We start from the raw sequence: 25,633 nt of genomic DNA, 5'->3' as shown, positions 1-25,633 counted from the left end.
CTCTACACGACCAGGGCGCGGACCGGCAGTACCCGCAACTCCGGGAAGGCAGAGGTCCACGCCTCGCGGCATCGTCGCGGCAGATTCAGGTCTGGCCACAGCCGCAGCAGGACCTCGCGGTTCAGGAAGGCGATGTGGTCCTCAGGGTGACCATCTCGCACGATCGCGCTGTAGGCGGCCCACAGGTCAGCGGCGTCGTCGAGGTCATAGGTGGCCTGGGGAGCCGTATTGATGTGGTGCGGTACGCGGATCACGCCCGATGTTGGACCGCGCAGAGACGTCAATGAGGGTGGCGTCGAGTACGGGACATGGTCGGAATAGCGCCAACCGCGCTGTACCAGATCCTCAGACATGAGCCGCCTCCTTCACACTCCAGCCTACCTGGCGGCCACGCACGGAACAGAGGTCCGCCCGCTGTGCGTGCTGAACATGCCGGCCCAGCCGACGGTGGTTCATCGCCGTCGGATGGGCCGGCATGGCCTGGGCGCCCGATTGACTCACTCAGCCGGTCAGCCGGTCAGCCGGTCAGCAGGCCAGCCGGCTGGACTCAGCCCGCGTTGGCCCGGCCCCTGACGACCCTGCTCACCACCAGGAACAGCGCGCCGGCGGCGAGCAGTCCCGCGATCGCGGTCAGCGGCAGGCTGGCGCCGGTCTGAGGCAGTTCCCCATCCGAACCTCCGGCAGCGCCGTCGGCGGCAGTATCGGTTGCGTCGGCGTCACCGGCCGCGTCATCCGCCCCGGCCGAGTCTCCCGCTCCGGGGTCCGTACCATCGCCGCTGCCGTCGCCACCGCTTCCTGCACCGGCGTCTGCATCAGCATCTGCACCATCAGCACCGGCATCGCTCGATCCGGAGTCCGGCGCCTCGACCAGCCCCTCGATCGCCGCGGCCAGTTCAGCGGCAGCATCGTCCACGCTGCCCTGCCCCGGCTGCGGTGCGCCGAGCACGAACGCCGCCCGCGCCAGCGCGGAATCCAGCGTGGCCACCGACTCCTCGGTGTAGTCGCCGCGGTCGATCCCCTCACCATCGGCCACGAGAGCCTCCAGTGCACCGGTGTCCACCTCGGCCTGTTCGGTCACCGCCATGAGCGAGAACGCATCGAGCGTCCCCCACGCACCGGCGGTGAGGGTCAGATCCGCGCGGACTGTCACCACGCCGTCGGCACCCACGTTCAGCACCTCGGTGCGGGGTTCCTGCCAGTTCTGATAGCCGTTGAGCGTGAAGTCGGCCGAGACGGTCGAGATCCCCGAGCTCGCGGCGATCTGCAGCGTGTCCTGCCCACCCGCGTCCCCGCCCTGGGCTCGGGCCGAGAGCACGTACTGCCCAGGTGGCACATCGGTCACCACCTGCTCGATCGCGAAGGCATAGTCCGAACCGGACCAGAAGTGCGTGGAGCGTTCACCTTCGTACGGGTCGTCGCCAGAGCTGATCGTGTAGCCGGAGCCCGTCCCGGTCCAGGGATCCACCCCGTCCTCGAAACCGGGGTTGATGAGCAGGTTCTGCCCCTGCCCCGGATCCGCCAGCACAGTGACGGTCGCCCCCGCCTCGTGCCCAGCCTCGGTGGTGCCCGCGAACGTGTACGTGCCCGGGTCGCTGATCCAGTCGGTGGACCCGGCCCAGGTCACCTCCTGCTGCTCACTGCTGCCGTCGGTGTAGGAGACCTGCACGGTGCCCGGCAGCTCGATCGGCTCACCGGCCAGCACGCTCAGCTGCGGGTTGGTCACGGCGTCCAGCTCGCGCGGCGCCACCGAACCGGTCACCGCGTACTCATACACCCGCAGCGACTCCAGTGGTGTGCCGTCGAAGGCGAACAGTGCCTGGTTGTCCCAGGAGGAGCCGCCGTACTCATCGGCCCACTCCTCACCCAGCGAACCGTCCGGGTCGTAGAACTCCTGCGAGTAGGTGGTGGCCCAGCCCGACCCGTGCTCCTGCCACAGGTCCCAGTTCGCGCCGCCGGCATCCTCCGGCGGACCCACCGGCAGCCACGCCGGCTCCCAGTAGAACGTGCCTAGCCCGCGGCCCTCGGAGACGTCCGCCACGGCTTGCATCACGTCCCGCACCGCCAGCGCCTGGCCCTGGACGGACGCCGAATACTGACTCGGCTCACTGTCGATGCTGTTCGGGTACCCGTCACCGTCCTCCAGGGTGTACGCCCAGGAGACCTCACCGACGGCGACCTCCTTGTCGTAGGTGGTGGCCACATGATCGAGCACCGAGGTGAGGTTCTCCAGCGACCCGTGCCAGAACGGGTAGTAGGAGGAGAGGAACACGTCGTAGTCCACACCGCGCGCGTCCAGCTCGGCCGCCACGGACGCGTACTGTCCCGAGCGCTCGGGATTGGTGAAGTGCACCGCCACCTTCACGTCCTCACCGAGCGTGGCCCGCACCGCCTCGGACCCGGCCTGGAACAGTTGCGCCGTATTGCCCCACCCGGATTCGCCGGCGATCTCGCCTCGGGAGGTCTCGTTCCCGATCTGCACCATCCCGACGGCGACCCCCGCCTCGCGCATCATCGTCAGCGTGTCCGCGGTGTAGTCGTGCAACGCCTGCGTGCGTGCGTCCAGGTCCAGATCGCGCCAGGCGCGGGGTGAGTACTGCTGGCCCGGGTGTGCCCAGAAGTCGGAGTAGTGGAAGTTCACCAGCACCTGCATCCCGGCATCGGTGGCCCGGCTGGCGATCTCGGTGGCCCGCTGGGCATCGACGTTCCCGGCGCCGTAGCCGAGTGAGGGGTCCTCGGAGGTGAAGGGCTCGTTCCACACGCGTACCCGCACCCAGTTCACGCCGGCCTCGGCGAGCACCTCGAACAGGTCCGCCTCGTTGCCCTCGAAGTCGCGGAAGGTGACCCCGCTCTCCTCCAGGGAAAGCACGGTGGAGACGTCCACCCCGTTGATCCAGTCTTCGCCCATGCCCTCGACCTGAGGCACGGTGATGCCGGCCGGCACCGGCTCGCTTTCGTCCGCCACCGCCGGGGTGACCATCATGCTCCCGAGCAGGGCCGCGGCGGCTCCGATCGCCACCGTAAGTGCACCTGCGCGCCGGCGCCTGCGCCGGTGTCGTTGTCCGTTCAGGGTCTGTCTCGACATGCTGATCCTCTCTGATTCTTGTTGTCGTTGATGCCGTTCCGGCTTCGATGCCAGATCCGCAGGCCGGGGCTGGCGACGTAGCGCAGACCGGCCGCAGGCAAACGGGCAGGGTGACCTCCGCCGTCGGGAACCTCAGCCCTTGACGGAACCGGAGGACAAGCCGCCCACGATGTAGCGCTGCAGCGACAGGAAGAGCGCCAGCACCGGTAGCGAGGCGATCATCGCCCCGGCCGCGAACAGGCCCCAGCGGGAGGTGAGCTGGTTGGAGACCCACTGGTACATCCCCACCGCCAGCGTCCAGTTCCCTTCTCCGGTGAGCACGATCTTGGCGAGGATGAAATCCCCGAAGGCGGCAATGAATGCCAGCAGCCCCACCACCGCCAGGATCGGCACCACCAGCGGCATGATGAGCTGCCAGTACGTCTGCGCGTGCGAGGCACCGTCGATCCTGGCCGCCTCGTCGATCTCGATCGGGATCGTGTTGAAGAAGCCGTACATCAGGAACGTGTTCGCCCCCAGGGCTCCGCCGAGGTAGACGCAGATCAGGGCGACCTTGGAGTTGATCCCGAGTAGGGGGACCGCCTCGCCGAGGGTGATCAGCAGCAGGAACACGGCCACGAAGGCCACCGTCTGCGGGAACATCTGGACGATCAGCAGCGTGGTCAAGGACGCACGCCGCCCCCGGAACCGGAACCGCGAGAACGCATAGGCGGCGGCCGCTCCCATCATCACCGCCCCGAACGCCGCGCTGCCGCCGACGAGCAAGGTGTTGCCCACCCACGTCCAGAACAGGGTGTCGCCGAGCGCGGCGTAGTTGTCGAGGCTGACGTTCCGGAACAGCGTGGTCGACCCCGAAAGGGACCCACTGCGATCCAGTGATGCCGAGAGGGCGTACACCAGCGGGAAGGCGGCGTAGAACACCACGATCAGTGCGACCGGGTACTTCCAGCCGACCTCGGAGAGCCAGCGCCGGCGGCGGCTCGCGGCCTGGGACTTCGTGAGAGTGGGGGTGGCGGTCATGGCTAGATCTCCTCGAGCTTGCGGGTCTGGCGGAACGCCAGTGCCGAGATGATTCCGATGACGATGAACACGATGATCGACAGGGCGCTGGCCAGGCCGTAGTCGGCTCGCCCGCCGGCGACGCCGGAGATCTGATAGATCGCCGAGATCAGGATGTCGGTGGCGCCCAGCGGCACCGAGGCGCCGGGGAATGCCGGGCCACCGCCGGTGAGCATGAAGATGATCGTGAAGTTGTTGAAGTTGAAGGCGAACGAGGCGATCGCCAGCGGTGCGGTGGAGACCATCAGCAGCGGCAGAGTGATCGAGGAGAACTGCCGCCACCGCCCGGCGCCATCAATGCGTGCGGCCTCGGTGACATCCGTGGGCAACGCCTGCAACGCCCCGGTGGTCACCAGGAACCAGTACGGGTAACTCAGCCACAGGTTGACCCACAGGATCGAGAACTTCGCCAGCCACGGATCACTGAGCCAGTCGAGACCGGCGCCGAAGAAGAACCACTCGTTGATCACGCCGAACTCGGAGTTCAGCATCCCGCGCCACAGCAGCGCCGACATGAACGCCGGGAATGCGTACGGCAGGATCAGCACGGTGCGCAGCACCTTCTGCCCGCGTACCCGCGAATCGTTGTAGATCATCGCCAGCAGCAGACCCACGCCGAAACTGGTGAGCACGGTGAGGATCCCGAACGCGAACGTCCACAGTGTCACCTGCAGCAGTGGCCCGGCGTAGGCGGTGTCGGTGAACGCCCGCACGAAGTTGTCGAAGCCCACCGGCACATACCAGCCGGCCGCCAGCCGGTCCCCGGAAGGGCTGACGAAACTGCCGCGGTCGTCGGGGGAGTAGACCGCACCGGTCTCGGTGTCGGTGAGGGTCTGCGCGGCCGGGTCCCACGTGAGGCTCGAGGTGTAGATCGCGCCGCTGGATCCCTCACGGGTGCGGATGGAACCGTCCGCGGCGTCGTCGGAGACCGGCACCCGCAGGTCGACCACCCGCTCCTGCAGGGCTGTGTCGGTGAACAACTCCGCCCGGGGCACCACCTCCCACCCGGGCACCTGCACGGGCGTGCCGGCATCATCGATCGCGGCGCCGGAGACCGGTTCGAGCGGGTCCTCGGCCGTGCCGACGCTCACCACGCCGTCATTGGTGATCGCGAAACCGAGCTCGCCATCCTCACGGACCACGGCGAGCGGGTAGGTGGGGGAGTCCTCCACCCGGCGCTCGGCCTGGATGAGGGCGGCATCGGCCGCCTGCTCCATCGACCCCAGGTGCCCGGTGCCGTAGTTGGTGAAGGCCACGTACCCGGTGTAGAGCAGGGTGAACATCTGGAACACGGCCAGGAACACCAGGCCCGGGTACAGGTACTTCAGCGGGAGTGCCCGGCGGGAGAAGTAGATCCAGTCCGCGGCCGCCAGCAGCACCACCAGCACCGCGAGGACAACCCAGGATCCGGCGTTGTAGGCGGAGAAGATGGCGAGCACGCCGATGGCGTTGATCACCATCATGATCACGAGTTTGGCGATGAACCCCCAGCCGGGGCCGCTCCAGGTACGGGCGTGGGACTCCGGCCGCGTACCGGCTTCATGCGTGACGGACATCTGGGACTCCTGTTGTCTCGATCCGTTCGACGGGCCTCATGAAGGCCCCGCCCTCGCCGGTGGGGTGGGCGCCCACCGGCGAGGGGCGTGGAGCTACTCGGCGATCGCGCCCTCGATGTTGCTGACCATCTCCGGCCAGACGGTGTCGGGGTCCTCACCATTGATCAGTGCGATCTGCACCGGGTTCCAGAACTCCCACACCGCGCCCATCTCCGGGATGTTCGGCATCGGCACGCCGTTCTGCGCCGAGGCGAGGAAGCCCGCCATGATCGGATCGTCAGCTGCGGACTCGGCCACCGCCGTCAGCGCCGGGATCCGCGGATCGGCCTCGTAGAGTGCCTGCTGCGCGTCGTCGGATGCCATGTAGCCGGTGAGGAACTCCGTGGCCAGCAGTGCGTTGGCGGACTGGGCCGAGAGGTAGAAGCCCTGCACACCCACGAACGGCGACGCGGTCTCGCCCCCGGCGGCGGGGATCGGGCCCACGGCCACGTCGATCCCGGCGTCGGTGTAGGTCGGGATCACCCACGGCCCCTGCACGATGAAGGGCGACTCGCCGGTGGCGAACAACTCGTTGCCGATGTCGTAGTCGATCGTGTCGGTGAAGTAGCCGGTGCCGGCCGATCCGTTGTCGTAGAGCCACTGGGCGTAGGCGAGGCCGTTCTCTCCGCCGAGGCCGATCTCGCTGGTGTAGGAGCCGGCATCATCCTGGGTGAAGACCGGCGCCCCGAATGAGGTCTGGAAGGCGTACGAGGTGTACATGTCACCCTCGGGCCCGTTGGTGTAGAGGATGAACGGGCGCTCCTCGAAACCGGCGTCCGTGGCCATCTGGATCATCTCGTCCCAGGTGGCCGGTGCCTCCTCGCCAACCAGCTCGGTGTTCTGGATGAGCGCGACCGACTCCTGCGCGTACGGCATCGCGTACAGCTGGCCCTCGTAGGTGAAGGCGTCCAGGGTCACCTGCTCGAACGCCCCGGCCCGGTCGCCGAGATCGACCGTGTCGACCACCCCGGACTCGACGAACTCGCCCAGCCAGTCGTGCGCGCCGACCGTGATGTCCGGTCCCTCACCCGTGGGCACCTGGGCGAGGAAGTCGGCCCGCAGGTCCTCGAAGTTCTTCTGCACCACCGTCACCGTGGCGCCGGTGTCCTCCTCGAACTGACCGGCGGCGCTCTCGATCGCCTCGGCCCGCTCGGCGTCGGACCACACGACCAACTCGGCGCCATCAGCGCCTCCGCCGGTGGTCTCGGCTGTGGTGGCCGTCTCGGCCGGATCGCTACCGCCGCCGCAGGCCGCGAGCAGTGCGACCGATGCGGCCAGGCTCACTCCGAGCCCGAATTGCTTGCGCATGAACTGTCCTTCCTGACATGGCACATCTGGTGCCGGGTGATCACTGCGTTGAGATCAGCTGAGGGTGGTCTGGGGTTGGTACGCGGAGGCTGGCCACGGTGCGCACGACGGCGACCCTTCCGGCGGAGAGTCTCAGCTCGCCTCCGAGGCGGTCACCGGTGAGGATGTTCGTGCCGTCCATGGCCACGGTGACCTCCTCGTCGCGGTGGTTCACAGCGATGACGTAGTCGTGGTTCTGCCCGTGGCGGGTCATCAGCTCCACACCCTCCGGGTGGTCGGCCGGCACGATCCCGGCGTCGGCGTAGACCGCCTCCAGCACCGGGGCGAGGGCGTCGAGGCCGAGCCGGGTGCTCACGTACCAGCCCGTGCCTTCGCCGGCCCGATGGCGGGTGATGGCGGGGGCACCTGCGGTGGCTCCGCCCTTGGCCGGGCTGCCATAGCGGCCGAGTACCTCGGCACCATCGAGCACGAGGTCCTCGGTCCACACATCGGCCTCGAGCGTGTGCTCGCCGAAAGCGACGGTGCAGGTGGACCCGGCGCGCAGCGGCCGGTACTCCTCCACCCGCACGCCGAGCGCGTCGGCGAGCGGGGCACCGAACCCACCGGCGTGCACCGCGTCGTGGGAGTCCACGGCCGCGGCGAAGCAGGAGACCAGCAGGGTGCCGCCGGTGCGGACGTAGGAGGTCAGGTTCGCGGCGTCCGCGGTGGTGAGCAGGTAGGAGGCGGGGGCGACCACGAGCCGGTAGCCGGAGAGGTCATCGCCCGGGTGGGCGAAGTCCACCGGCACACCGTCACGCCACAGCCGCTCGTAGAAGGTGCGCATCCGCTCCCGGAACTGCAGGTCGTCCGAGGGGCGCCACTGCAGGTCTTGCGCCCACAGCGACTCCCAGTCGTAGAGCACCGCCACCTCAGCCCGTACGCGTGAGTCCTGCAGCTCGCCCAGCTGCTTGAGTTGGGATCCGAGTTCGGTCACCTCCCGGAACACCCGGCTGGAGGGCCCGGCGTGGGGGAGCATCGCGGAGTGGAACTTCTCCGCACCCGACCGGGAGGCGCGCCACTGGAAGAACATGATCGCGTCCGCGCCGCGGCCCACATGGGTCAGCGCATTGCGCTGCATCTCGCCGGGCTCCTTGGCGATGTTGCGTCCCTGCCAGTTGACGGCGGAGGTCGAGTGCTCCATCAGGATCCATGGGCGGCCACCGGCCACCGAGCGGGTCAGATCCGCGGAGAGGGCGAGGGCCACGTGCGCCTCCGGGTCCGGTGACCACAGGTAGTGATCGTCGGAGACGATGTCGACCTCCTGGGCCCACTTCCACAGATCGGTGTTCCACGACTGATGCGCCATGAAGTTCGTGGTGATCGGCTGCGGTGCGTGGGCGCGGATCGCATCGCGCTCCAGCCGGAAGCACTCCCGGAGCTGGTCGTCGGTGAACCGGGCCCAGTCGAGCTTCATGGCGGGGTTGATCGTGGTGGGTGTGGTGGCCGGTGCCACCACGTGCTCCCAGTGGTGGTACCACTGCCCCCAGAAGGCGGTGCCCCAGGCCTCGTTCAGGGCCGCGAGTGTGCCGTAACGCTGCTGCAGCCACTGGCGCCAGGATCGGACCGACTGTTCGGAGAAGTCCTCACCGACCGGGACGCCGTACTCGTTGTGCACGTGCCAGAGCACCACGGCGGGGTGCTGCCCGTAGCGGCGGGCCAGCGCATCGGCCACCCGGACAATCGCCGCCCGATACTCCGGTGAGGCGTGCGAGGCCATACCGCGGGAGCCGAAACCCATCGTGACGCCGTCGGCGTTGCGCACCTGCGCCTGCGGGTAGGCGGCGAAGAACCAGGCGGGCGGGGAGACGCTCGGGGTGGCCAGATCGACGGCGATGCCGTTCGCGTGCAGCAGGTCCAGCAACTCGTCGAGCCACCCGAAGTCGAAGACCCCCTCCTCGGGTTCGAGGAGTGCCCAGGAGAAGATGCCGACGCTGACGAGGTTGACGCCCGCCTGACGCATCAGGGCGACATCGTCGTCCCACACCTCGCGTGGCCACTGCTCGGGGTTGTAATCGCCCCCGTAGGCAATGGCGTGAGGCAGGGGCCATGAGTCGTTCAACATCGCACTCCGTCGAGCAGCTGGGACAAGACCTCGGCCCCCATCGGTGGTGAGCCGGCACCCAAACTGTGAACGTGCACAGTCCTGTTTGTCAACCTTTCGCTGAGTTGGTGTTCCCCTGCCGTTCTGGCACGCTGTGATCGTGCACATCGATGGAGGCGACGAGCGAGGTGGCAGCGGCGGGGCTGAAGCCACGCGTCGTCGCCCCACGATCAAGGACGTCGCCGCCACCGCGGGGGTGTCCCGCGGGACGGTCTCGCGCTATCTCAACGGTGGGAAGTGGGTCTCACCCGATGCTCGCGACTCGGTGGAGCGGGCGATCCGGCGCACCGGGTACCGCACGAACCAGCACGCCCGCTCGTTGGTCACCGGACGTGCGAATGCGCTGGCGTTCCTGCTCGCCGAACCGCAGGACCGGTTGTTCGTCGACCCGACCTACGCACCGCTGCTGCGTGGCGCCGCCGAAGCGCTGGCCGGTCATCAGATGACGTTGAACCTGCTGGTGGCCGGATCACCCGAGGAGCGTCTGAACGCGGTGACCTACATGTCCGGCGGTCACGTGGACGGCGCGATGCTGATCTCCTCCCACGAGAACGATCCGTTGGTGGACCTGCTGCTCGAGCACGAGATCCCGGTCGTCTCGTGCGGGTTGCCGCTGGGACGCACCGACCGGGTCGCCTCCGTCTCGGTGGACGAAGTCGGTGGGGCGCGCGAGATGGTCGCGCACCTGCGCAGCCGGGGTTGCCGCCGGATCGCCATGATCACCGGCCCCGAGGATCAGCCCGGTGGCCGATACCGGCTGCAGGGCTACCGCGACGAGCTCGGCGCGGACTTCGACCAGGTCCTGGTGGCCAGCGGCGACTGGAGCTACGAATCCGGGACGGTGGCGATGACCGAGTTGCTGGGGCGCGTCGGCGACATCGACGCAGTCTTCGCCGCCTCCGACGCGATGGCGGCCGGGGCGATCGCCGCGCTACGCCGGGCCGGGCGCCGCATTCCCGAGGACGTCGCCGTCGGGGGCTTCGACGACTCGGCCCTGGCCACGAGTCTCGATCCGACGCTGACCACCATGCACCAGCCCTTCGACCAGATCAGCGCGCAGATGGTCGCCCTGCTGCTGGACATCATCGCCGGTGGGGCGATCAGGTCGGTGACCATGCCCGCGACCCTGGTGGTGCGGGGCAGTTCCTGAGGTGAGCGCTGCCTCGGCGTGGTGGTGGTGCCGGCGGGCGGGCACTCGGTCCGCGAGCATGGGTGACTCCGCCGCGGCCGGATCGCAGCGCGGACGAGGGGCCCGGACGGGCCGATACCCTGGCTCCATGACGTTCTCCGAGCTCCCCGGTCGCTACAAGGTGCGCGACCTCTCCCTCGCCGCCGCCGGCCGCCACCAGATCCGTCTCGCCGAGCACGAGATGCCCGGTCTGATGGCACTGCGGGAGGAGTACGGCGAGTCCCAGCCGCTGCGGGGAGCCCGGATCGCCGGCTCGCTGCACATGACCGTGCAGACCGCCGTCCTGATCGAAACCCTCACCGCTCTCGGCGCCCAGGTGCGCTGGGCCAGCTGCAATATCTTCTCCACCCAGGACGAGGCCGCCGCTGCCGTGGTGGTCGGCCCGCATGGGAGCCCGGAGGATCCGCAGGGCGTGCCCGTCTTCGCATGGAAGGGCGAGAGCCTGGCCGAGTACTGGGACTGCACCGAGCAGATCCTGCTGTGGCCCGAGGAGGGCCCCAACCTCATCCTCGACGACGGCGGCGACGCCACCATGCTCGTGCACGAGGGGCGCCGGTTCGAGCAGACCGGGGCAATCCCCGCCGACCCCGAACCCGGCGAGCAGGGGTACTCCGACGAACTGCTCGTCTTCCGAGGTGTCCTGCGCCGCTCCCTCGCCGCCGACCCCCAGCGGTGGACCCGCATCGCCGCCGGGATCCGCGGCGTCAGCGAGGAGACCACCACCGGCGTGCACCGGCTCTACCAGCTCGCCGCTGCCGGGGAGCTGCTGTTCCCGGCGATCAACGTCAACGACTCGGTCACCAAGTCCAAGTTCGACAACCGCTACGGCATCCGCCACTCCCTGCCTGACGGCATCAACCGTGCCACCGACATCCTCATCGGCGGCAAGGTTGCCGTGGTGTGTGGGTACGGCGACGTCGGCAAGGGAGCGGCTGAGGCGCTGCGCGGGCAGGGTGCCCGGGTGGTCGTCACCGAAGTCGACCCGATCTGCGCGCTGCAGGCCGCGATGGACGGTTACCAGGTGGCACGGCTGGAGTCCGTCCTCGACTCCGGTGACTTCTTCATCACCACCACCGGCAACGTCAACGTCATCACGCACCGTCACCTGGTCGGGATGAAGGACAAGGCCGTGGTCGGCAATATCGGCCACTTCGACAACGAGATCGACATCGCGGGCCTGGCCCGGGTGCCCGGGGTGCGGCGTGAGGAGATCAAGCCGCAGGTGCACGAGTGGGTCATTCCGGCCGATGAGGGCCAGGAGGAGAAGTCGATCATCGTGCTCTCCGAGGGCCGGTTGCTGAACCTCGGCAACGCCACCGGCCACCCGTCCTTCGTGATGAGCAACTCCTTCGCCAACCAGGTGATCGCCCAGATCGAGCTGCACGATCCGAATGCCGAGTACGACCTGGACGTGCACCGCCTGCCGAAGGTGCTCGATGAGAAGGTCGCCCGCCTCCACCTGGACGCCCTCGGTGTGGAGCTGACCGAGCTGACCAAGGAGCAGGCCGAGTACATCGACGTCGACGTCGCCGGCCCCTACAAGTCCGAGCACTACCGGTACTGACAGCGACGACGGCCAGCGGGCGAGCCGGGGAGACGGATGTGAACGACAAGCACGACTCACCCCTGGTTGAACCGCTCTTCGGCCGGCTCTCCGCCGGCGGCCTGCGGAACATGGCCGACACCCTCCGCGGTGAGTCGATGGGAGGGGTGCTCCTCGTCGTCGGGGCCGTGCTCGCCCTGATCTGGGCCAACTCACCCTGGCAGGACTCCTACACCACCATCCGCGACACCCCGCTCGCGATCGAGGCACTGCACCTGGATCTCACCGTGGGGGAGTGGGCGGCGGACGGCCTGCTGGCCGTGTTCTTCTTCGTGGTCGGGGTGGAGCTCAAGCGGGAGATCGTCACCGGTGAGTTGCGCAGATTCTCGACGGCGATCGTCCCCGTGGCAGCAGCCGTGGGCGGGATGGCCGTGCCCGCCCTGATCTACCTGGCGATCAACCTCCCGGCCGCCGACGGCGCCCCGCACGGCTGGGCGATTCCCACGGCCACCGACATCGCCTTCGCCGTGGCCGTGCTGGCGCTGGTGGGCAAGTGGTTGCCCGCCTCACTGCGTGCGTTCCTGCTCACTCTGGCCGTGGTGGACGACCTGCTGGCGATCATCGTGATCGCCATCGCCTACAGCGACGGCCTCACCCTCGCCTGGTTGCTCGCCGCCGCGGCCTGCGTGACCGCGTTCGCGCTGCTGGTGCGGCGAGGAATCACCGCCTGGTACCTGCTCATCCCGCTCGCGATCCTCGCCTGGCTGACGATGCACGCCTCCGGCATCCACGCCACGATCGCAGGCGTCGCGCTCGGGATGGTCGCCCCGGCTGTGCCGCTGCGGGGGAAGGTCGCGGACCGGCTGCCGCGTCAGCTCTCCCGGGACGCCTCCGTGGCCGAGTACTTCGAACACCTGTGGCGCCCGATCTCCTCCGGCGTGGTGGTGCCAGTCTTCGCGCTCTTCACTGCCGGGGTGTCGGTGGACCCGAGCGTCCTGAGCGAAGCGATCGCCGATCCGGTCGCTGCCGGGGTGGCGCTCGGGCTCGTGCTCGGCAAACCGGTCGGGATTGTCGCGGCCACCTGGCTGATCTCGCGCACCCGGCACGCCAACCTTGCCCCCGGGTTGGGATGGACCGACGTACTCGGCGTCGGGGCCCTGGCCGGGATCGGGTTCACCGTCTCCCTGCTGGTGGCCGAGCTCGCGTTCGGCGTCGGGCATCCGCGGGACGAGCACGCCAAGCTCGCGGTGCTCTCGGCCTCGATCCTCGCGGCGCTCGTGGGCTGCGCCATTCTCGCGTGGCGGGGCCGGGTTCACCGGCTGCGGGGGAGTCATGGTTTCGTCGACGAGGACGAGAACTCCGAGTAAGAGGTTCCGCCCCAGGGCAGGGTACGGCTGGCGAGGGTGCGCACGCTCGAATCGACCGTGACATGGCGCGTGGACACCATGAAGCGGCCCGCCAGATCGACGAGGGATTTCTGGGTGGGCTAGCGGCCGAAGCCGGTCGGCGGATCGGCGCGTTCGTGATCTCAATCACTCTCGGCCGCGAATGAGGTAAGGCTTCCCTTTGCTAGGTTAGGCTCGGCTAACAACGAGGTGGGATCGGCCCTCATGGGCCCTGGGGCGCGTCGCTGCGGCAGATGCTCGGCCCACACCTCGAGCGCTCGGATACGAGTGCGTCCGAACCCCAGCTGAGGAGAATCACCATGTCTGTGAAGCGCCCTGTGGCCCTCGTCTCGATCGCGGCGGCAACCTCGCTCGCCGTGGCCGCGTGCGGCGGTCCCGATACCGCCTCCGGATCCGAGGGCGAGGAATCGACCGAGACCGTCACCTTCACCTGGGACCGGAACACTGCCGGCGAGGACGAGGATCCGCAGTACGAGGAGACCAGCGTCGAGGCGCCAGTGAACCCGGAGACGATCGTCGCCTTCGACATCGCGAGCCTCGACACCGTGGGTGCACTCGGCGGCGAGATCGCCGGCGCGCCGCTGGACAACGTGCCCGACTACCTCAGCGGCTACCTGGCCGAGGACGCCTTCAACGCCGGCACCCTGTTCGAGGCGGACCTGGTGGAGATCGAGGCCCAGCAGCCCGACCTCATCCTCGTCTCCGGCCGCTCCTCCGCCCTGTGGGAGGACCTCAACGAGATCGCCCCGACAGTGGACCTGAGCCCGGCCGGCACCTACCTCGAGACCCTGGAGCGCAACACCGAGTTCCTCGGCCAGGTGCTCGGTGCTGAGGACCAGGCTGACGAGGCTGTCGAGAGCCTCAACTCCCAGATCGAGGACGTGCGCGCTCAGACTGCCGAGCTCGGCACCGGCCTGGGGCTGATGGTCTCCGGGGGCAGCCTCAGCGCGCTCGCCGCCAGTGGTGGCACCGAAGGTGGCTTCACCTACCGCAGTGGAATCATGTATGACGTCTTCGGCGTGCAGCCCGTGATCGAGGACATCCAGGGTGCTACCCACGGTGAGCCTGTCTCCTTCGAGTTCGTGCTCGAGCAGAACCCCGACCACCTGTTCGTGATCGATCGCGACCAGGCCATCGGTACCGAGGACGCGCAGGCCGCTGCGGAGGTGCTCGACAACGACATCATCAACGAGACCGTGGCTGCGCAGAACGAGCAGATCCACTACCTCAACCCCGTCGCCTGGTACATCGTCTACGGCGGCCTGGACACCACGCAGGTGATGATCGACGACATCTCCGCCGCTCTGTAGTTCCCCGATGACACCGGACCAGTTTCGGCAGGGCCAGCGATGACCGCCGTGACCAACCACGCGCCCACCCCGGCCCGCACCTCGCGGACCGGGGTGGGCGTCGTCGTCGGGATAGCGCTGCTGGTGCTCACGGTGACGAGCGTGTTCATCGGCGTCTCCGATGTCACACCCGCTTCCCTGGTGCGTGCGGACGCTGACTCCCATGCGGCATTCCTACTGCTGGTCAGCCGCATCCCGCGCACGGTGGCGGTGCTGCTGGTCGGTGCCTCGCTCGGGATCGCCGGCCTGATCATGCAGATGATGGTGCGCAACAGGTTCGTCGAACCCAGCACCACCGGGGTCACCGAGTTCGCGACGCTCGGCATGCTCGGCTGCATCGTGCTCGCCCCCGCGTTGCCGGTGGTGGGCAAGGCAGCCGTGGCCGCGGTGTTCGGGCTGGCCGGCACCTGGGTGTTCCTGCAGGTGATCAAGGCCGTCCCTGTGCGACAGCTGGTGTTGGTGCCGCTCGTGGGCATCATGCTCGGGGGAGTGGTGGGCGCCTTCACCACCTTCATCGCGTACCGGATGGACCTGCTGCAGTCCCTGGGCCAGTGGTCCCAGGGCAGTTTCGCCTCGGTGATGGCCGGGCGCTACGAGCTGCTCTGGCTCGCCGGAGCCATGGTCATCGTGGCCTGGGTGGCGGCCGACCGGTTCTCCGTGATCGGGCTCGGTGAGGACTTCGCCACCAACCTCGGGCTGAACTGCCGGCGCGTCATGGCCATCGGAATGGTCATCATCGCGGTCATCACCGCCACAGTGCTGGCCACCGCCGGGATTGTGCCGTTCCTGGGCCTGGTCGTACCGAATGTCGTCAGCCTCATCATCGGCGACAACGTGCGCCGGGCGATCCCGTGGGTGGCCGGCCTGGGTGCGGTCTTCATCCTCGCCTGCGACATCCTGGCCCGGGTGGTGCGATTCCCGTACGAGATCCCGCTCTCGGTGATCGTCGGCATCGTCGGCGCCGGGATCTTCCTCTGGCTGCTGCTACGGAAGGGGTCTCGTGCTCACTGATCCGACGACGGCTCGCAGCACTGGTCCTGGCAGCGGTGCCAGGAGCACCGAGGCTATGAGAGCCCGCGATCGTACCCAGCCTCTGGTGTCTGTGCCCCCCGATGCTGCTCACTCCACGCAGAACGGGACCGAGCTCGCCCCGGAACCACATGGACTCCGGCGGCTGTGGCACAGCCCTGGTGCCCGGCTGACGGTCCTGGGCTGCGCCGTCGTGATCCTGGTGGCCTGCTACCTGCTGACCGACGTGCCCGGATCGCTCGCCTTCGCCGTCACGATCCGTGGGATGACCGTGCTGGCCATGCTCGTGGTGTCGACCGCGGTGGGAATCTCGACGGTCGTGTTCCACACGATCACAGCCAACCGCATCCTCACGCCCTCCATCATGGGATTCGACGCGTTCTACGGGCTCGTGGCCACCGCGATGGTGTTCTTCGGTGGCTCCGCGGCCTTCCTCAACGCCGACACGCTCACGCTGTGGTTCGTGCAACTGGTGGTGATGGTGGCCTTCAGCGTGCTGCTGTTCACGTGGCTGTTCGGCGGGAAACGGCGCTCGCTGCACCTGATGCTCCTGGTGGGCATCGTGCTCGGCACCTTCCTGCGGGCGCTCGCGGAGTGGATGCAACGGATGCTCGACCCGCTCGACTTCCAGGTGGTCACCGATGCGATGTTCGCCTCACTGAGCCGCCCCGACGAGACGCTGCTGATGCTCACCGGCGGGCTGGTGGTGGCCGGGGTGGTCGCGCTGATTCCGCTGCTGCGGATCCTGGACGTACTCACGCTCGGTGAGTCGATGGCAGTGGGATTGGGCGTGGACCATCGGCGCGTGGTGATGGGGCTGTTCGCCATCGTCTCGGTGATGGTGGCTGCCTCCACGTCCATGGTCGGCCCGATCCTGTTCTTCGGGCTGATCGTGTCCAACCTCGCCTACTCCTATGTGGGCTCGTTCCGGCACCGCTTCACGCTGCCGGCCGCCGTCGGGCTCGGCATGGTGTGCCTCGTGGGCGGGCAGCTGGTGCTGGAGCGGGTGTTCGGCTTCGGGGGTGCGCTGGCGATGATCATCGAGTTCACCGGCGGCCTGTTCTTCCTCTACCTCGTGCTGCGAAAGGGGGCACGATGATCGTGCTCGACGGCGCCACCAAGCGCTATGGCTCCACGACCGTGCTCGATCAGGTCTCGTTGAGCTTCGGTGAGGAGGGCGTGACGGCGCTCATCGGCCCCAACGGTGCCGGCAAGTCCACGCTGTTCTCGGTGATCGGGCGGCTACTCCAGCCCGAGGAGGGGCGCGTGCTCGTCGACGACCTCGACGTCGCCACGGCACCCTCGCGCACGCTGGCCACCCGGCTGGCGGTGCTGCGCCAGGACAACCACATCGCCGCCCGGCTCACCGTGGCGGACCTGGTGGAGTTCGGCCGCTTCCCCCACTCGCGCGGGCGAATGACCACCGAAGACCGTGAGCACGTGGAGCAGGCCCTGGACTACCTGGACCTGCAGCCCTACCGTGCCCGCTACCTCGACCAGCTCTCCGGTGGCCAGCGGCAGCGCGCGTTCGTGGCCATGGTGCTCGCCCAGGACACCCGCTACGTGCTGCTGGACGAGCCGCTGAACAACCTCGACCTTCGCCATGCGGTGGAGATCATGCGGCTGCTGCGGCGCATGGCCGACGAGCTCGGCAAGCGGATCGTGGTGGTGCTGCACGACATCAATGTCGCTGCCCGGTACTGCGACCGGATCGTGGCGATGCGCGACGGGCGCGTGGTCTGTGACGGGCCGGCCGCTGAGGTGATGGATCCGGAGGTGCTGGAGTCCGTCTACGACCTGCCGGTGGATGTCCGCGAGATCGACGGTCGGCTGGTGGCGCTCACGGCGGGGTAGGGCGTGTGCTGACCGGATCGACACAGATGCGTGGGGCGGGGCACACCAGTGCGCCGCCCCACGCATCAGTGTCGACCCCGCGGACGGTGACGCAGGGCCCGTGGCAGCCGTAGGTGCCTGCGCGAGGCGAGGATGTCTGCCAGGTCATCCTGCGTCTGCGCCCACCATTGCCAGACCTGGTCATAGCTGAGGCGCGTCACCTCGTATCCCAGGAGGCGGGCCCTCATGTCCCGGCGCCGGTCGTTCTCGTAGTCCTTGGGTGAGGTGTGGTGCGCCTGGCTGTCGACCTCGATGATCCAGCGGCCACCCACCAGGATGTCCACGGTGCCGATGCCCCGGATTGACACCTGTTGCCGGATGCGTACTCCCCGGCCCCGCAACCACCGCGCCACCCTCGTCTCCGAGCCGGACTGGCTCAGCGGCGTGACGGTGCCGATCGCGGACGAGATCCGCAGGGGCAGTGCTGCGAGGGCCAGGCTCGACTCGGTGGTGGTGAGCTTTGCCCGAGTGAGTGCCGACTCGAACAGGATCGCGGCGCTTTCCGGGCTCAGGCATCGCGCGGCATGGTCCAGACACAACGGCAGACTGGCGACCGGATTGGGCTCGGGCCAGGCATCCAGTCGCGGCCCGTGCGGTACCCAACCAGCCGGGACGTCCCCACGCCGGGCGTAGACGTGCTCGCCAGACCGTTCCGGCAGCCATAGGCCGTGGAGCCTGGCCGCCGCGAGGCACGTCAGGCGGGTACCCGAGCGGAGCGCAGCGACTGCTGCTGTGTCGGCGTCCGGCCGGGCGTACCAGCCCCGGGCGATGTGCAGCAGCCGCCCGTGATCGAGGAGGTGCCTGAGCCGTCGCCGGTCGATGCCGCGCTCGCGCAACTGTTCCCGGGAGTAGATGCCGACATCCACTGAGTGTGAGGTGGTCATGCGGGTCAGCCTGGCGAGCAGGAGGATCGAGCGTCGGTGGGTCAGGAGGGGGCTGTGGATAGTCGGACCGACACAGGCGCGTGGCGTGCGGAATGATTCTGCCGCAGACCGACGCAGCCGTGTCGATCCGGTCAGCGGCTCTCTCAGGTGCGGTCCGGTGCACGGTCGCCAGGCAGGGCGAAGAGCCACCGAGCGCCGAGCTTCTGACTGAGGTCGTACAGGGCCGTCGAGGCCACCACCAGCATCGCGGTGACCACCGGGAACAGTAGGGCATCGACCGCCGGGCTGGCCAGTGGGAGCACGGTCGTGCCGTCGTCCCGGCGGAGCAGCAGGATCAGACCACTGAGCAGGACCGGGTGGAGTACATAGATCGCCAGAGTGCGGCCCGCGAGGTAGCGGCTCACTCGCTGGACGGCTCCCGACTTGGCGGTGAGGAAAGCCAGCTGACACGCGGTGACCAGGCCGAGCACGTTCATCGCCAGGATCAGCAGCGGCGTGATGCTGTCCGCGATACCGCCGACGTCGATCGCCCAGGCGAAGCCGACGTAGATCCCGCCGGCCGCGGCGGCGGTCAGCCAGGTGGCGCCGGTCGCGATCCGCTCGACCGCCGGCCGACCGAAGCACCCGACGAAGTACCACACCGCGAAGTAGCACACGCGTGAGATGTTCGACGCCAGTGCTTGGGGAGTGTCCAAGGCGTTGACCAGGAACGACGAGACCAGCGGCGCGATCGCCACCAGAGCCACACCGACCAGCAGCAGGACGTAACGGAACCGCCGCAGCAGCCGGGCCGTGAGGAAGAAGACCACCAGCACCGAGAGGAACCAGTAGGCAGTACCACCGAAACCGATCGCCTCCAGGTTCGAGCGCATGTACCGCCCCGGATCCTCGGGGTCGTATCGCGGGGCGCAGAGGACGGCGAACAGCACGCTCCACAACAGGAACGGCCAGAGCAGATTCCCGACCCGGGGTCGCCACAGCCGCCGCCACGGGCGCTCGATCGCGTTGCTCGCCAGGAGTCCCGAGGCAAGGAAGAACAGCGGCATCCGTACGGGGATGAGGGCCCTGCTGACATCGCTCCACCACGAGACCAGGCTGCTGGAAGACCCGGGGAGCAACTGACCGGCACCGGCCACGCTCACGTGGTAGTGCACGACGAGGATGATCGCGACTGCCTTGGCGACATCGACCCAGGTGAGCCGGGGCGGCGAGGCAGCTGTGGCGATCGGGCTCATCGGTCCTGTCTCCTGCGATCTCCTGCGTGGAGGACTCAGTCTTCCCGACGAGCCCTGCGACGTCCCGCAGCCTCACTTTCACCGGGCCGTGCTGGGAATGCGAGGGCCCATCGCCACGGGAATGTGTTGCAGATCACATCCCAGTGTGCGTGATGCGTTTCCGGCGGCGCGGCTCATACAGGTGACAAACGCCACATTGGCTGCATGTGTGAGGACATGAACGAGGAGGGAGGGACATGTCGGCTGGTCGCACCGAGAGTGATAATACATTCGCCCGCGCCTTCGGTGCCGCGGTTGACAACAGTGGTCTCACCCTCACGTCCTTGGTCACCAGCATGACCGAACGAGGGATCCCGATGGCGCTCGCGACACTGAGCTCGTGGCGATCGGGAGCGCGCAGGCCCTCTGGTCCGCGGTCCGTCGAGGCCGTCACCGAGATTGAGGATCTGCTCGGTCTCCGGGCGGGGCAACTCACCTCGTTGGTGAGGCCGCCCACCCGTCTCGGCGCCGTGTCGCCCGCCCGGGTCCCCGTGTGGGAGCAGGACGGGCGTGTGCAGATCGAGGAGACGTTGGCGGCATTGGGAGGCGGGTTCGGGGATGCGAGGCAGCTTTCCGCGAACGTGGTCAACGATGTCGGAACTGATGGATGCGTCGTCCGTCGTTCATCCCGGTGGCTGTACCAGGCAGTCGCGCCAGCCGTGAGCAGACTCCCGGGGCTGCTGCTCTCGGTCGAACCGGCGACGCAGGCACCAGCGGTTGACATCGTCGCCGGCGGATCCCTCGGGCGGCAGTGCCTCCATCCCAGCGGAATGGTCTACGGCGTGGTGATCGAGCTTGAGCGCCCGCTCAACGCGGGGGAGACCACCATGGTCGAACTCGACGTTGACGTTCCCGCTGGCTTCCCGACGGGGCAGACAGTCGACTACCACCTCACCAGGTCCGTGCGGGACCTGGTGATCTGGACCCGGTTCAGCCCGGAGTCTCTTCCCGTATGGATCGGTGAGTACGAGGAACACGAGGGCCGGAGCTCGGTGGCCGACAAGCAATTGCCTCTTGGTACAACCTCGGTGCATCAGGCACGCCGCGACTTCGGTCCGGGCGTACTGGGACTGCGCTGGGAGATGGGAGACGAGGACGACCTGTGCATTCCGCACTAGCGGGCCGCCAGGGCACATCTTCACGCTCGATCTGACGGTGTGAAGGCGAGCAACCGTAATCTCGCCGTCGCTCGACGGGATGACTGTGGCGCACGGCCCCGGCGAGGCTGCCGGGCAAGCAGAGGCGCACCCGAAGACCACCACACAGCACGACCACCAGGGCAGTTCGAAGGAGAGGCAAACATGAGTAGGCAAACCAGGCGCGAGGAGTGGAGCCCGCCGTGGCGGTCTCTGAGAAGGTTGGCAGCAGCGATCGTGGCATCGGGTGTCGTTCTGGTGCTGGGCGTGGTCGGCGTGCCGGCCGCATATGCCGCCCCCGGTGACTACACCGTCTCGATCGACGGCCCCACCGATGTCGCGGTCACGGATCCGTACGAGTACGCCGTGACGATGAATCTGCCGGAGGCGAGCCCCGGTACACCTGCCACCGATATCACGATGGAGATCCAGCTGCCCGAGGGCATCGGTGTCGACGTCATTCCCACGGGTGCTGGTTCGCCGGTGGAGTCGTACAGTTTCGACCCCGCCACCGGCATCGTCTCCCTGGTGATGAAGGACATCGAGGATTCCGTGACGTCCTTTACAGTTGCGGTCACCCAGGACGACATCTCCACCTACACACCCGACACCGTCCTCGAAGCGACGGTCACGGGTAGTTCGACGCCTTCTGGCGACACGCCGACCGACTCTGTGCGGACGTCGGTGACGGGAACATTCGACTTTTACCCCACGAAGAGTGCGGACACCACGCCTGCGACGAATGGTCGTCAGGTGACGTACAGCTTCCAGGTGAGGGGTGCCGACTCGAACTTCGTCGGATCGGACCCGGTGTTGACCGATGAGCTCCCGGTCGGTGCGGAGATCGTCGCTTCCGACGGGGGCGTTGGAACGTGGACGTTCGCGGGCGACGCGGCCACCGGCATCACCGCCACCTGGACCGATGAACGCAACATCCGACGCGGCGGCACCAACGCCGGCTACCTGGTCGTGTCCTACCCCGAAGCCGCATTCCCGGCGCAGGATCCGCCGGAGACGCCGCCGACCAATACGGTCGAGCTCGCCGTCGCCGACGCCGACGGTACCGCCCACGACGACTTCCCGGACGCCAGCGCGACCGGTGACCCGATCACCGACTTCGGGCCGGGCACGTCGTTCGGGATCTCCAAGAGCCCCGCGGATCGGACGGTCAGCAACGGCGAAATCGAGAACAACAGGGGCATCTACAACGTGTCCGCGAACTTCGAGTCGGCGGATCCGTTGGAGTTCTGGACCATCGAGGACTCGTCCGCGACGGGTGACAATGCGGCCTGGTACGAAGCCAACCGCATCTACAGGCTCCGCGTCATCCTCGACACCGCGATGCAGATCCAAGATGTGCCATTCGTACTCGAGTACACGACGTCCGCTGACCCGGGCACGTGGATCGAGTCCGGCGCCGGCGAGCAGAACACCAGCAGTGTGGGCACCACGGCCGACTACCAATTCAGCACCACGAGCTCGAACGCGGTGCCCGAGGGTGAGTATGTGACCGGATGGCGGTTGCAACTCTCTCCGGATGCAGGGAACCCGATCAGCAGCGGCAGCCTGCGGGTACAGATGCGTGGTGTGCCGACGTACACCGGTGATCTGGGTGATGGCCCGCTCACGTTCACGAACACGGCCATCCAGAGTGCCGAGTTCGAGGACGGCGAGCCGCTCTCGGACGAGTCGACCGCGACCCAGACGATCCTTGAGGCCGTGCCGGTCAACGTCTCGGTGGACGCTCCGAACTCCGTGGCGATCGGGGGAGCGGCGACCTACCAGGTGTGCATCTGGAACCTGGATTCGGTGCGGGACTACCCGAACGCGACGCTGGAGGCGGTGCTCCCGGTGGGCGTCACCTACGACGCCGACACCGGCGTGAGCGCGGCGAACGCGACGGCGTCGCCGATCGGAGATGGTGCGACCGTGACGACGTCCACAGTCACCGACGACGGAAACCTGCGCGAGGTGGTCACCATCACCCTCGATCAGCTCGACTCCCTGGACATCTATGACGCGGACCGCGAGCATTCCTGCTACGACATCCCTGTCGAGGTAACCCTGGCCGCCTACGGTGAGGGTCTGGACGTGGAGGCCTGGGGTCACGTCGATCACCCGGACTACGAGAATCTCCCGATGGGCGACGCGGGACTCGCGGACGATGTGTTCGAGTTCTCCCCGCTGGACGAGATCGTGTTCGCTGAGGACATCTCGGCTGCGGTGACGGCGGGTGCGCTGGCGACCGGTAAGGAAGCCAGTGCCGATGGCGAGGCCTTTGGTGTGCGCAGCGAACTCGCTGCGGACGGTACGGGAGCGTACCGGGTGACGATGACGAACTTCCTGCCGGAGACGGTGACGGATCTGGTCATCTTCGACCTGCTCCCGGCGGTCGATGGTGTCGCAGCGGTGCTCGACGGCGAAGTGTTCGGAGCGCCGGCAGGTTCGGTCGCGGAGTACTCCACGGACGCGACCAGCGCCGCCGATGGTACGTGGTCGACCGACTTCACTGATGCGACGGCGTTCCGTGTGTCGGTCGATCAACTTGCCTCTGGTGACTCGGTGGAGTTGGTGGTGCCGATTCAGCTCGATGGCGAGGCCGTCGCGCTCGACGAGTGGGTCAACGCCGCGACGTTCAGCGCCACCTACGCAGGTAGCACAGTGACGGGCACATCGAACGATGCGACGCTGTTCGCTCCGGCCGACCCATCGGCGGAGGTGGTGAAGACCACCAACGGCACCGAGTATGACGCCGCCCCTGGTGCACTGGTCGAGACGGGTGCGGACGTGGTGTGGGAGTACGAGGTGACCAACACAGGGAACACCTACCTGGATGTGTCGAACATCGCCGATGCCTACACCGCAGGTGATGGCTCCACCGGCACGCTGGTCCCGACCTCGGCTGACTCGGATCCGCTGGCTCCGGGAGATTCGCGCACGTTCACGGCGTCTGATGTCGCTGTGGCGGGTCAGTACGAGAACACCGTCACCGTGTCTCCAGTCGTCGTGGACGAAGCCGACGAGCCGCTGGCGAACGCCCCCGCGGTAGACCCGGTCTCGGACGACTCCTGGTATTTGGCAGATCAGACGGGCCTCACGGTTGTGAAGACGACGAATGGTGAGGACGTCGACGAAGCGCCGGGCGTCTTCGCACTTTCCGGTGACGATGTGACCTGGACGTACACGGTGACCAACACCAGCGAGACCCTCGCCCTGACGGATGTGTCCGTGGTTGACGTGGACGCCGACGGTGCTGAGGTCTACTTCGACACGATCGCCACCTTGGCTGCGGGCGAGTCCGTTGAGCTCACGGCCAGCGGTGTCGCGGTGGAGGGGCAGTACGAGAACACGGTGACTGCCACGGCTACCGATCCGCTCGGTGGTGAGGACCTCACTGCGACCGACACCTCCTGGTACTTCGGTGGCGCACCGGCTGCCGAGGTGGTGAAGACGACCAACGGAATGATGTACGGGGCTGCACCGGGTGCTCTCGTGGCTACCGGTTCGGACGTTGTCTGGACCTACGAGGTGACGAACACCGGCAACACCTATCTCGACGTCGACGACATCGAGGACGCTTTCGTCGCCGGTGACGGCACCGAGGGCACCTTGACCCCGTCCTCGACCGCGTCCGGCCCCTTGGCTCCAGATGAGTCGCGCACGTTCACGGCGACGGATGTCGCGGTGGCGGGTCAGTACGAGAACACCGTGACAGCAACGATGGTGGTCGTCGACGAGTCCGGAGAGATCCTGGACGACGCCAGGTATACGGCCAGCGATTCATCCTGGTACCTGGCCGGTGACAACGGGCTGACCGTCGTCAAGACGACCAACGGTGAGGATGTCGAGCAGGCCCCCGGTGTCCGGGTGGTTCCGGGCAGCGAGGTCACCTGGACCTACACGGTGACCAACACCAGCGACTCGTTCGAGCTGGAGGATGTGAGTGTCTCCGACGTGGACGGCTCGGGTGCGGAGGTGTTCAGCGAGACGATCCCGGTGCTTGCACCGGGTGAGTCGGTCGAACTGACGGCTACCGGTACCGCCGAGGCGGGCCAGTACGAGAACACCGTCAGGGTGGCCGCGACCAGTGCGCTCGGCGAGGAGCTGACCGGCACCGACTCCTCGTGGTACTACGGCGTCGAGCCGGGCCTCGATGTGGTCAAGCAGGTGTCGGCTACCGAGGACGGTCCTTGGGCCGAGGGTGTCACCCTCGTCTCCGGGGAGTCGGCCTACTGGCAGATCACTGTCACCAACACCGGCAACAGTGACCTCACAGGAGTGCAGGTCACCGATGAGGCTCTCGACCTCACCTACGAGATCGATGCCCTCGGCGCCGGTGAGAGCGACACCCGTGTCATCACGCAGGAGAACGTGACCGAAGGATACGAGAACGTCGCAGTCGCGACGGTCGCTCACCCTGTCGATCCCGACATGCCCGCCATCGCCGCGGAGGACGAGGCGAGTGTGGACGTCACGGTGCCGGACGCTCCGAGCGGCCCGGCCGAGCCTGACGATGGGGACGCGCTGCCCAATACCGGTGCTGCACCGGTGTTGCCCTTGGCACTGACCGGGTTGCTGCTGCTCATCGGTACTGCGCTGATGATCAGGGCGCGGGCCCGCGAATAGCCTCTGCGGCTAGCCAGGGTTGAATGACGGCCCGTCCTCCCCGCACCGGAAGAGTGCGGGGAGGACGGGCGTCCGTCTCGCGCGTACTGGCCGGCATTCGGGTGTGGTGTTCCACCACTC

Annotated in this window: 17 protein-coding genes; 9 read left to right on the top strand and 8 right to left on the bottom strand. The window is 67.8% G+C overall.

Features of this window, described 5'->3' with window-relative positions; all coding sequences use genetic code 11:
* Positions 1-2: 2 nt before the first annotated feature.
* The 6 genes from FV560_RS04280 to FV560_RS04255 all read right to left on the bottom strand — a co-directional run bounded on the left by FV560_RS04280 (position 3) and on the right by FV560_RS04255 (position 9,145).
* Positions 3-353 (bottom strand): hypothetical protein, encoded by a 351-nt coding sequence (locus FV560_RS04280; protein WP_159619731.1) that lies wholly within the window; start codon positions 351-353, stop codon positions 3-5.
* A gap of 194 nt (positions 354-547) precedes the next feature.
* Positions 548-3,016 carry a glycosyl hydrolase 53 family protein gene (locus FV560_RS04275; RefSeq protein WP_159619729.1) on the bottom strand — a complete coding sequence of 823 codons (2,469 nt, stop codon included), beginning with the start codon at positions 3,014-3,016 and terminating at the stop codon, positions 548-550.
* A 198-nt stretch (positions 3,017-3,214) separates the two neighbouring features.
* Positions 3,215-4,102, bottom strand: a complete 888-nt coding sequence (locus FV560_RS04270) for a sugar ABC transporter permease (protein WP_159619727.1) — start codon at positions 4,100-4,102, stop codon at positions 3,215-3,217.
* 2 nt (positions 4,103-4,104) lie between these two features.
* The gene (locus tag FV560_RS04265; protein WP_159619725.1) at positions 4,105-5,697 is read right to left on the bottom strand and encodes an ABC transporter permease subunit; all 1,593 of its coding nucleotides are present in this window, start codon (positions 5,695-5,697) and stop codon (positions 4,105-4,107) included.
* Between the two features lie 93 nt (positions 5,698-5,790).
* Positions 5,791-7,044 carry a sugar ABC transporter substrate-binding protein gene (locus tag FV560_RS04260; protein WP_159619723.1) on the bottom strand — a complete coding sequence of 418 codons (1,254 nt, stop codon included), beginning with the start codon at positions 7,042-7,044 and terminating at the stop codon, positions 5,791-5,793.
* 40 nt (positions 7,045-7,084) lie between these two features.
* Positions 7,085-9,145: a beta-galactosidase gene (locus tag FV560_RS04255; RefSeq protein WP_159619721.1), complete on the bottom strand. Its 2,061-nt coding sequence runs from the start codon at positions 9,143-9,145 to the stop codon at positions 7,085-7,087.
* 139 nt (positions 9,146-9,284) lie between these two features.
* Here FV560_RS04255 and FV560_RS04250 point away from each other — a divergent pair, with 139 nt between their 5' ends.
* The 7 genes from FV560_RS04250 to FV560_RS04220 all read left to right on the top strand — a co-directional run bounded on the left by FV560_RS04250 (position 9,285) and on the right by FV560_RS04220 (position 17,554).
* Positions 9,285-10,334 carry a LacI family DNA-binding transcriptional regulator gene (locus tag FV560_RS04250; protein WP_235019920.1) on the top strand — a complete coding sequence of 350 codons (1,050 nt, stop codon included), beginning with the start codon at positions 9,285-9,287 and terminating at the stop codon, positions 10,332-10,334.
* Between the two features lie 127 nt (positions 10,335-10,461).
* On the top strand, positions 10,462-11,937 hold the full coding sequence (gene ahcY, locus FV560_RS04245; RefSeq protein WP_159619719.1) for an adenosylhomocysteinase: 1,476 nt from the start codon (positions 10,462-10,464) through the stop codon (positions 11,935-11,937).
* 38 nt (positions 11,938-11,975) lie between these two features.
* Positions 11,976-13,283 carry a Na+/H+ antiporter NhaA gene (nhaA, locus tag FV560_RS04240; protein WP_235019919.1) on the top strand — a complete coding sequence of 436 codons (1,308 nt, stop codon included), beginning with the start codon at positions 11,976-11,978 and terminating at the stop codon, positions 13,281-13,283.
* A gap of 338 nt (positions 13,284-13,621) precedes the next feature.
* On the top strand, positions 13,622-14,632 hold the full coding sequence (locus FV560_RS04235) for a siderophore ABC transporter substrate-binding protein (protein ID WP_159619717.1): 1,011 nt from the start codon (positions 13,622-13,624) through the stop codon (positions 14,630-14,632).
* Positions 14,633-14,671: 39 nt separating this feature from the next.
* A complete protein-coding gene (locus FV560_RS04230) occupies positions 14,672-15,682 on the top strand; it encodes an ABC transporter permease (RefSeq protein ID WP_159619715.1) in 1,011 nt (336 codons plus the stop codon).
* An 85-nt stretch (positions 15,683-15,767) separates the two neighbouring features.
* Positions 15,768-16,799, top strand: coding sequence for an iron chelate uptake ABC transporter family permease subunit (locus tag FV560_RS04225; protein ID WP_235019918.1), 1,032 nt, complete (start codon positions 15,768-15,770; stop codon positions 16,797-16,799).
* Positions 16,796-17,554: an iron ABC transporter ATP-binding protein gene (locus FV560_RS04220; protein ID WP_159619711.1), complete on the top strand. Its 759-nt coding sequence runs from the start codon at positions 16,796-16,798 to the stop codon at positions 17,552-17,554. Before FV560_RS04225 ends, FV560_RS04220 begins: the two co-directional genes overlap by 4 nt.
* A 65-nt stretch (positions 17,555-17,619) precedes the next feature.
* Here the strand turns inward: FV560_RS04220 and FV560_RS04215 are convergent, their stop codons facing one another.
* A complete protein-coding gene (locus FV560_RS04215) occupies positions 17,620-18,477 on the bottom strand; it encodes a type IV toxin-antitoxin system AbiEi family antitoxin domain-containing protein (protein ID WP_159619709.1) in 858 nt (285 codons plus the stop codon).
* Positions 18,478-18,620: 143 nt separating this feature from the next.
* The gene (locus tag FV560_RS04210) at positions 18,621-19,712 is read right to left on the bottom strand and encodes an acyltransferase family protein (protein WP_159619707.1); all 1,092 of its coding nucleotides are present in this window, start codon (positions 19,710-19,712) and stop codon (positions 18,621-18,623) included.
* 236 nt (positions 19,713-19,948) lie between these two features.
* Here FV560_RS04210 and FV560_RS04205 point away from each other — a divergent pair, with 236 nt between their 5' ends.
* Positions 19,949-20,869 (top strand): hypothetical protein, encoded by a 921-nt coding sequence (locus FV560_RS04205; RefSeq protein WP_159619705.1) that lies wholly within the window; start codon positions 19,949-19,951, stop codon positions 20,867-20,869.
* Positions 20,870-21,052: 183 nt separating this feature from the next.
* Positions 21,053-25,513: a DUF7507 domain-containing protein gene (locus FV560_RS04200; protein ID WP_159619703.1), complete on the top strand. Its 4,461-nt coding sequence runs from the start codon at positions 21,053-21,055 to the stop codon at positions 25,511-25,513.
* Positions 25,514-25,633: the final 120 nt, after the last annotated feature.

This window comes from Ruania rhizosphaerae (genome assembly GCF_009805705.1).
Taxonomy (GTDB): domain Bacteria; phylum Actinomycetota; class Actinomycetes; order Actinomycetales; family Beutenbergiaceae; genus Ruania; species Ruania rhizosphaerae.
The sequence above is the reverse complement of the archived record's forward strand: the minus strand, read 5'-3'. Positions and strand labels throughout refer to the sequence as shown.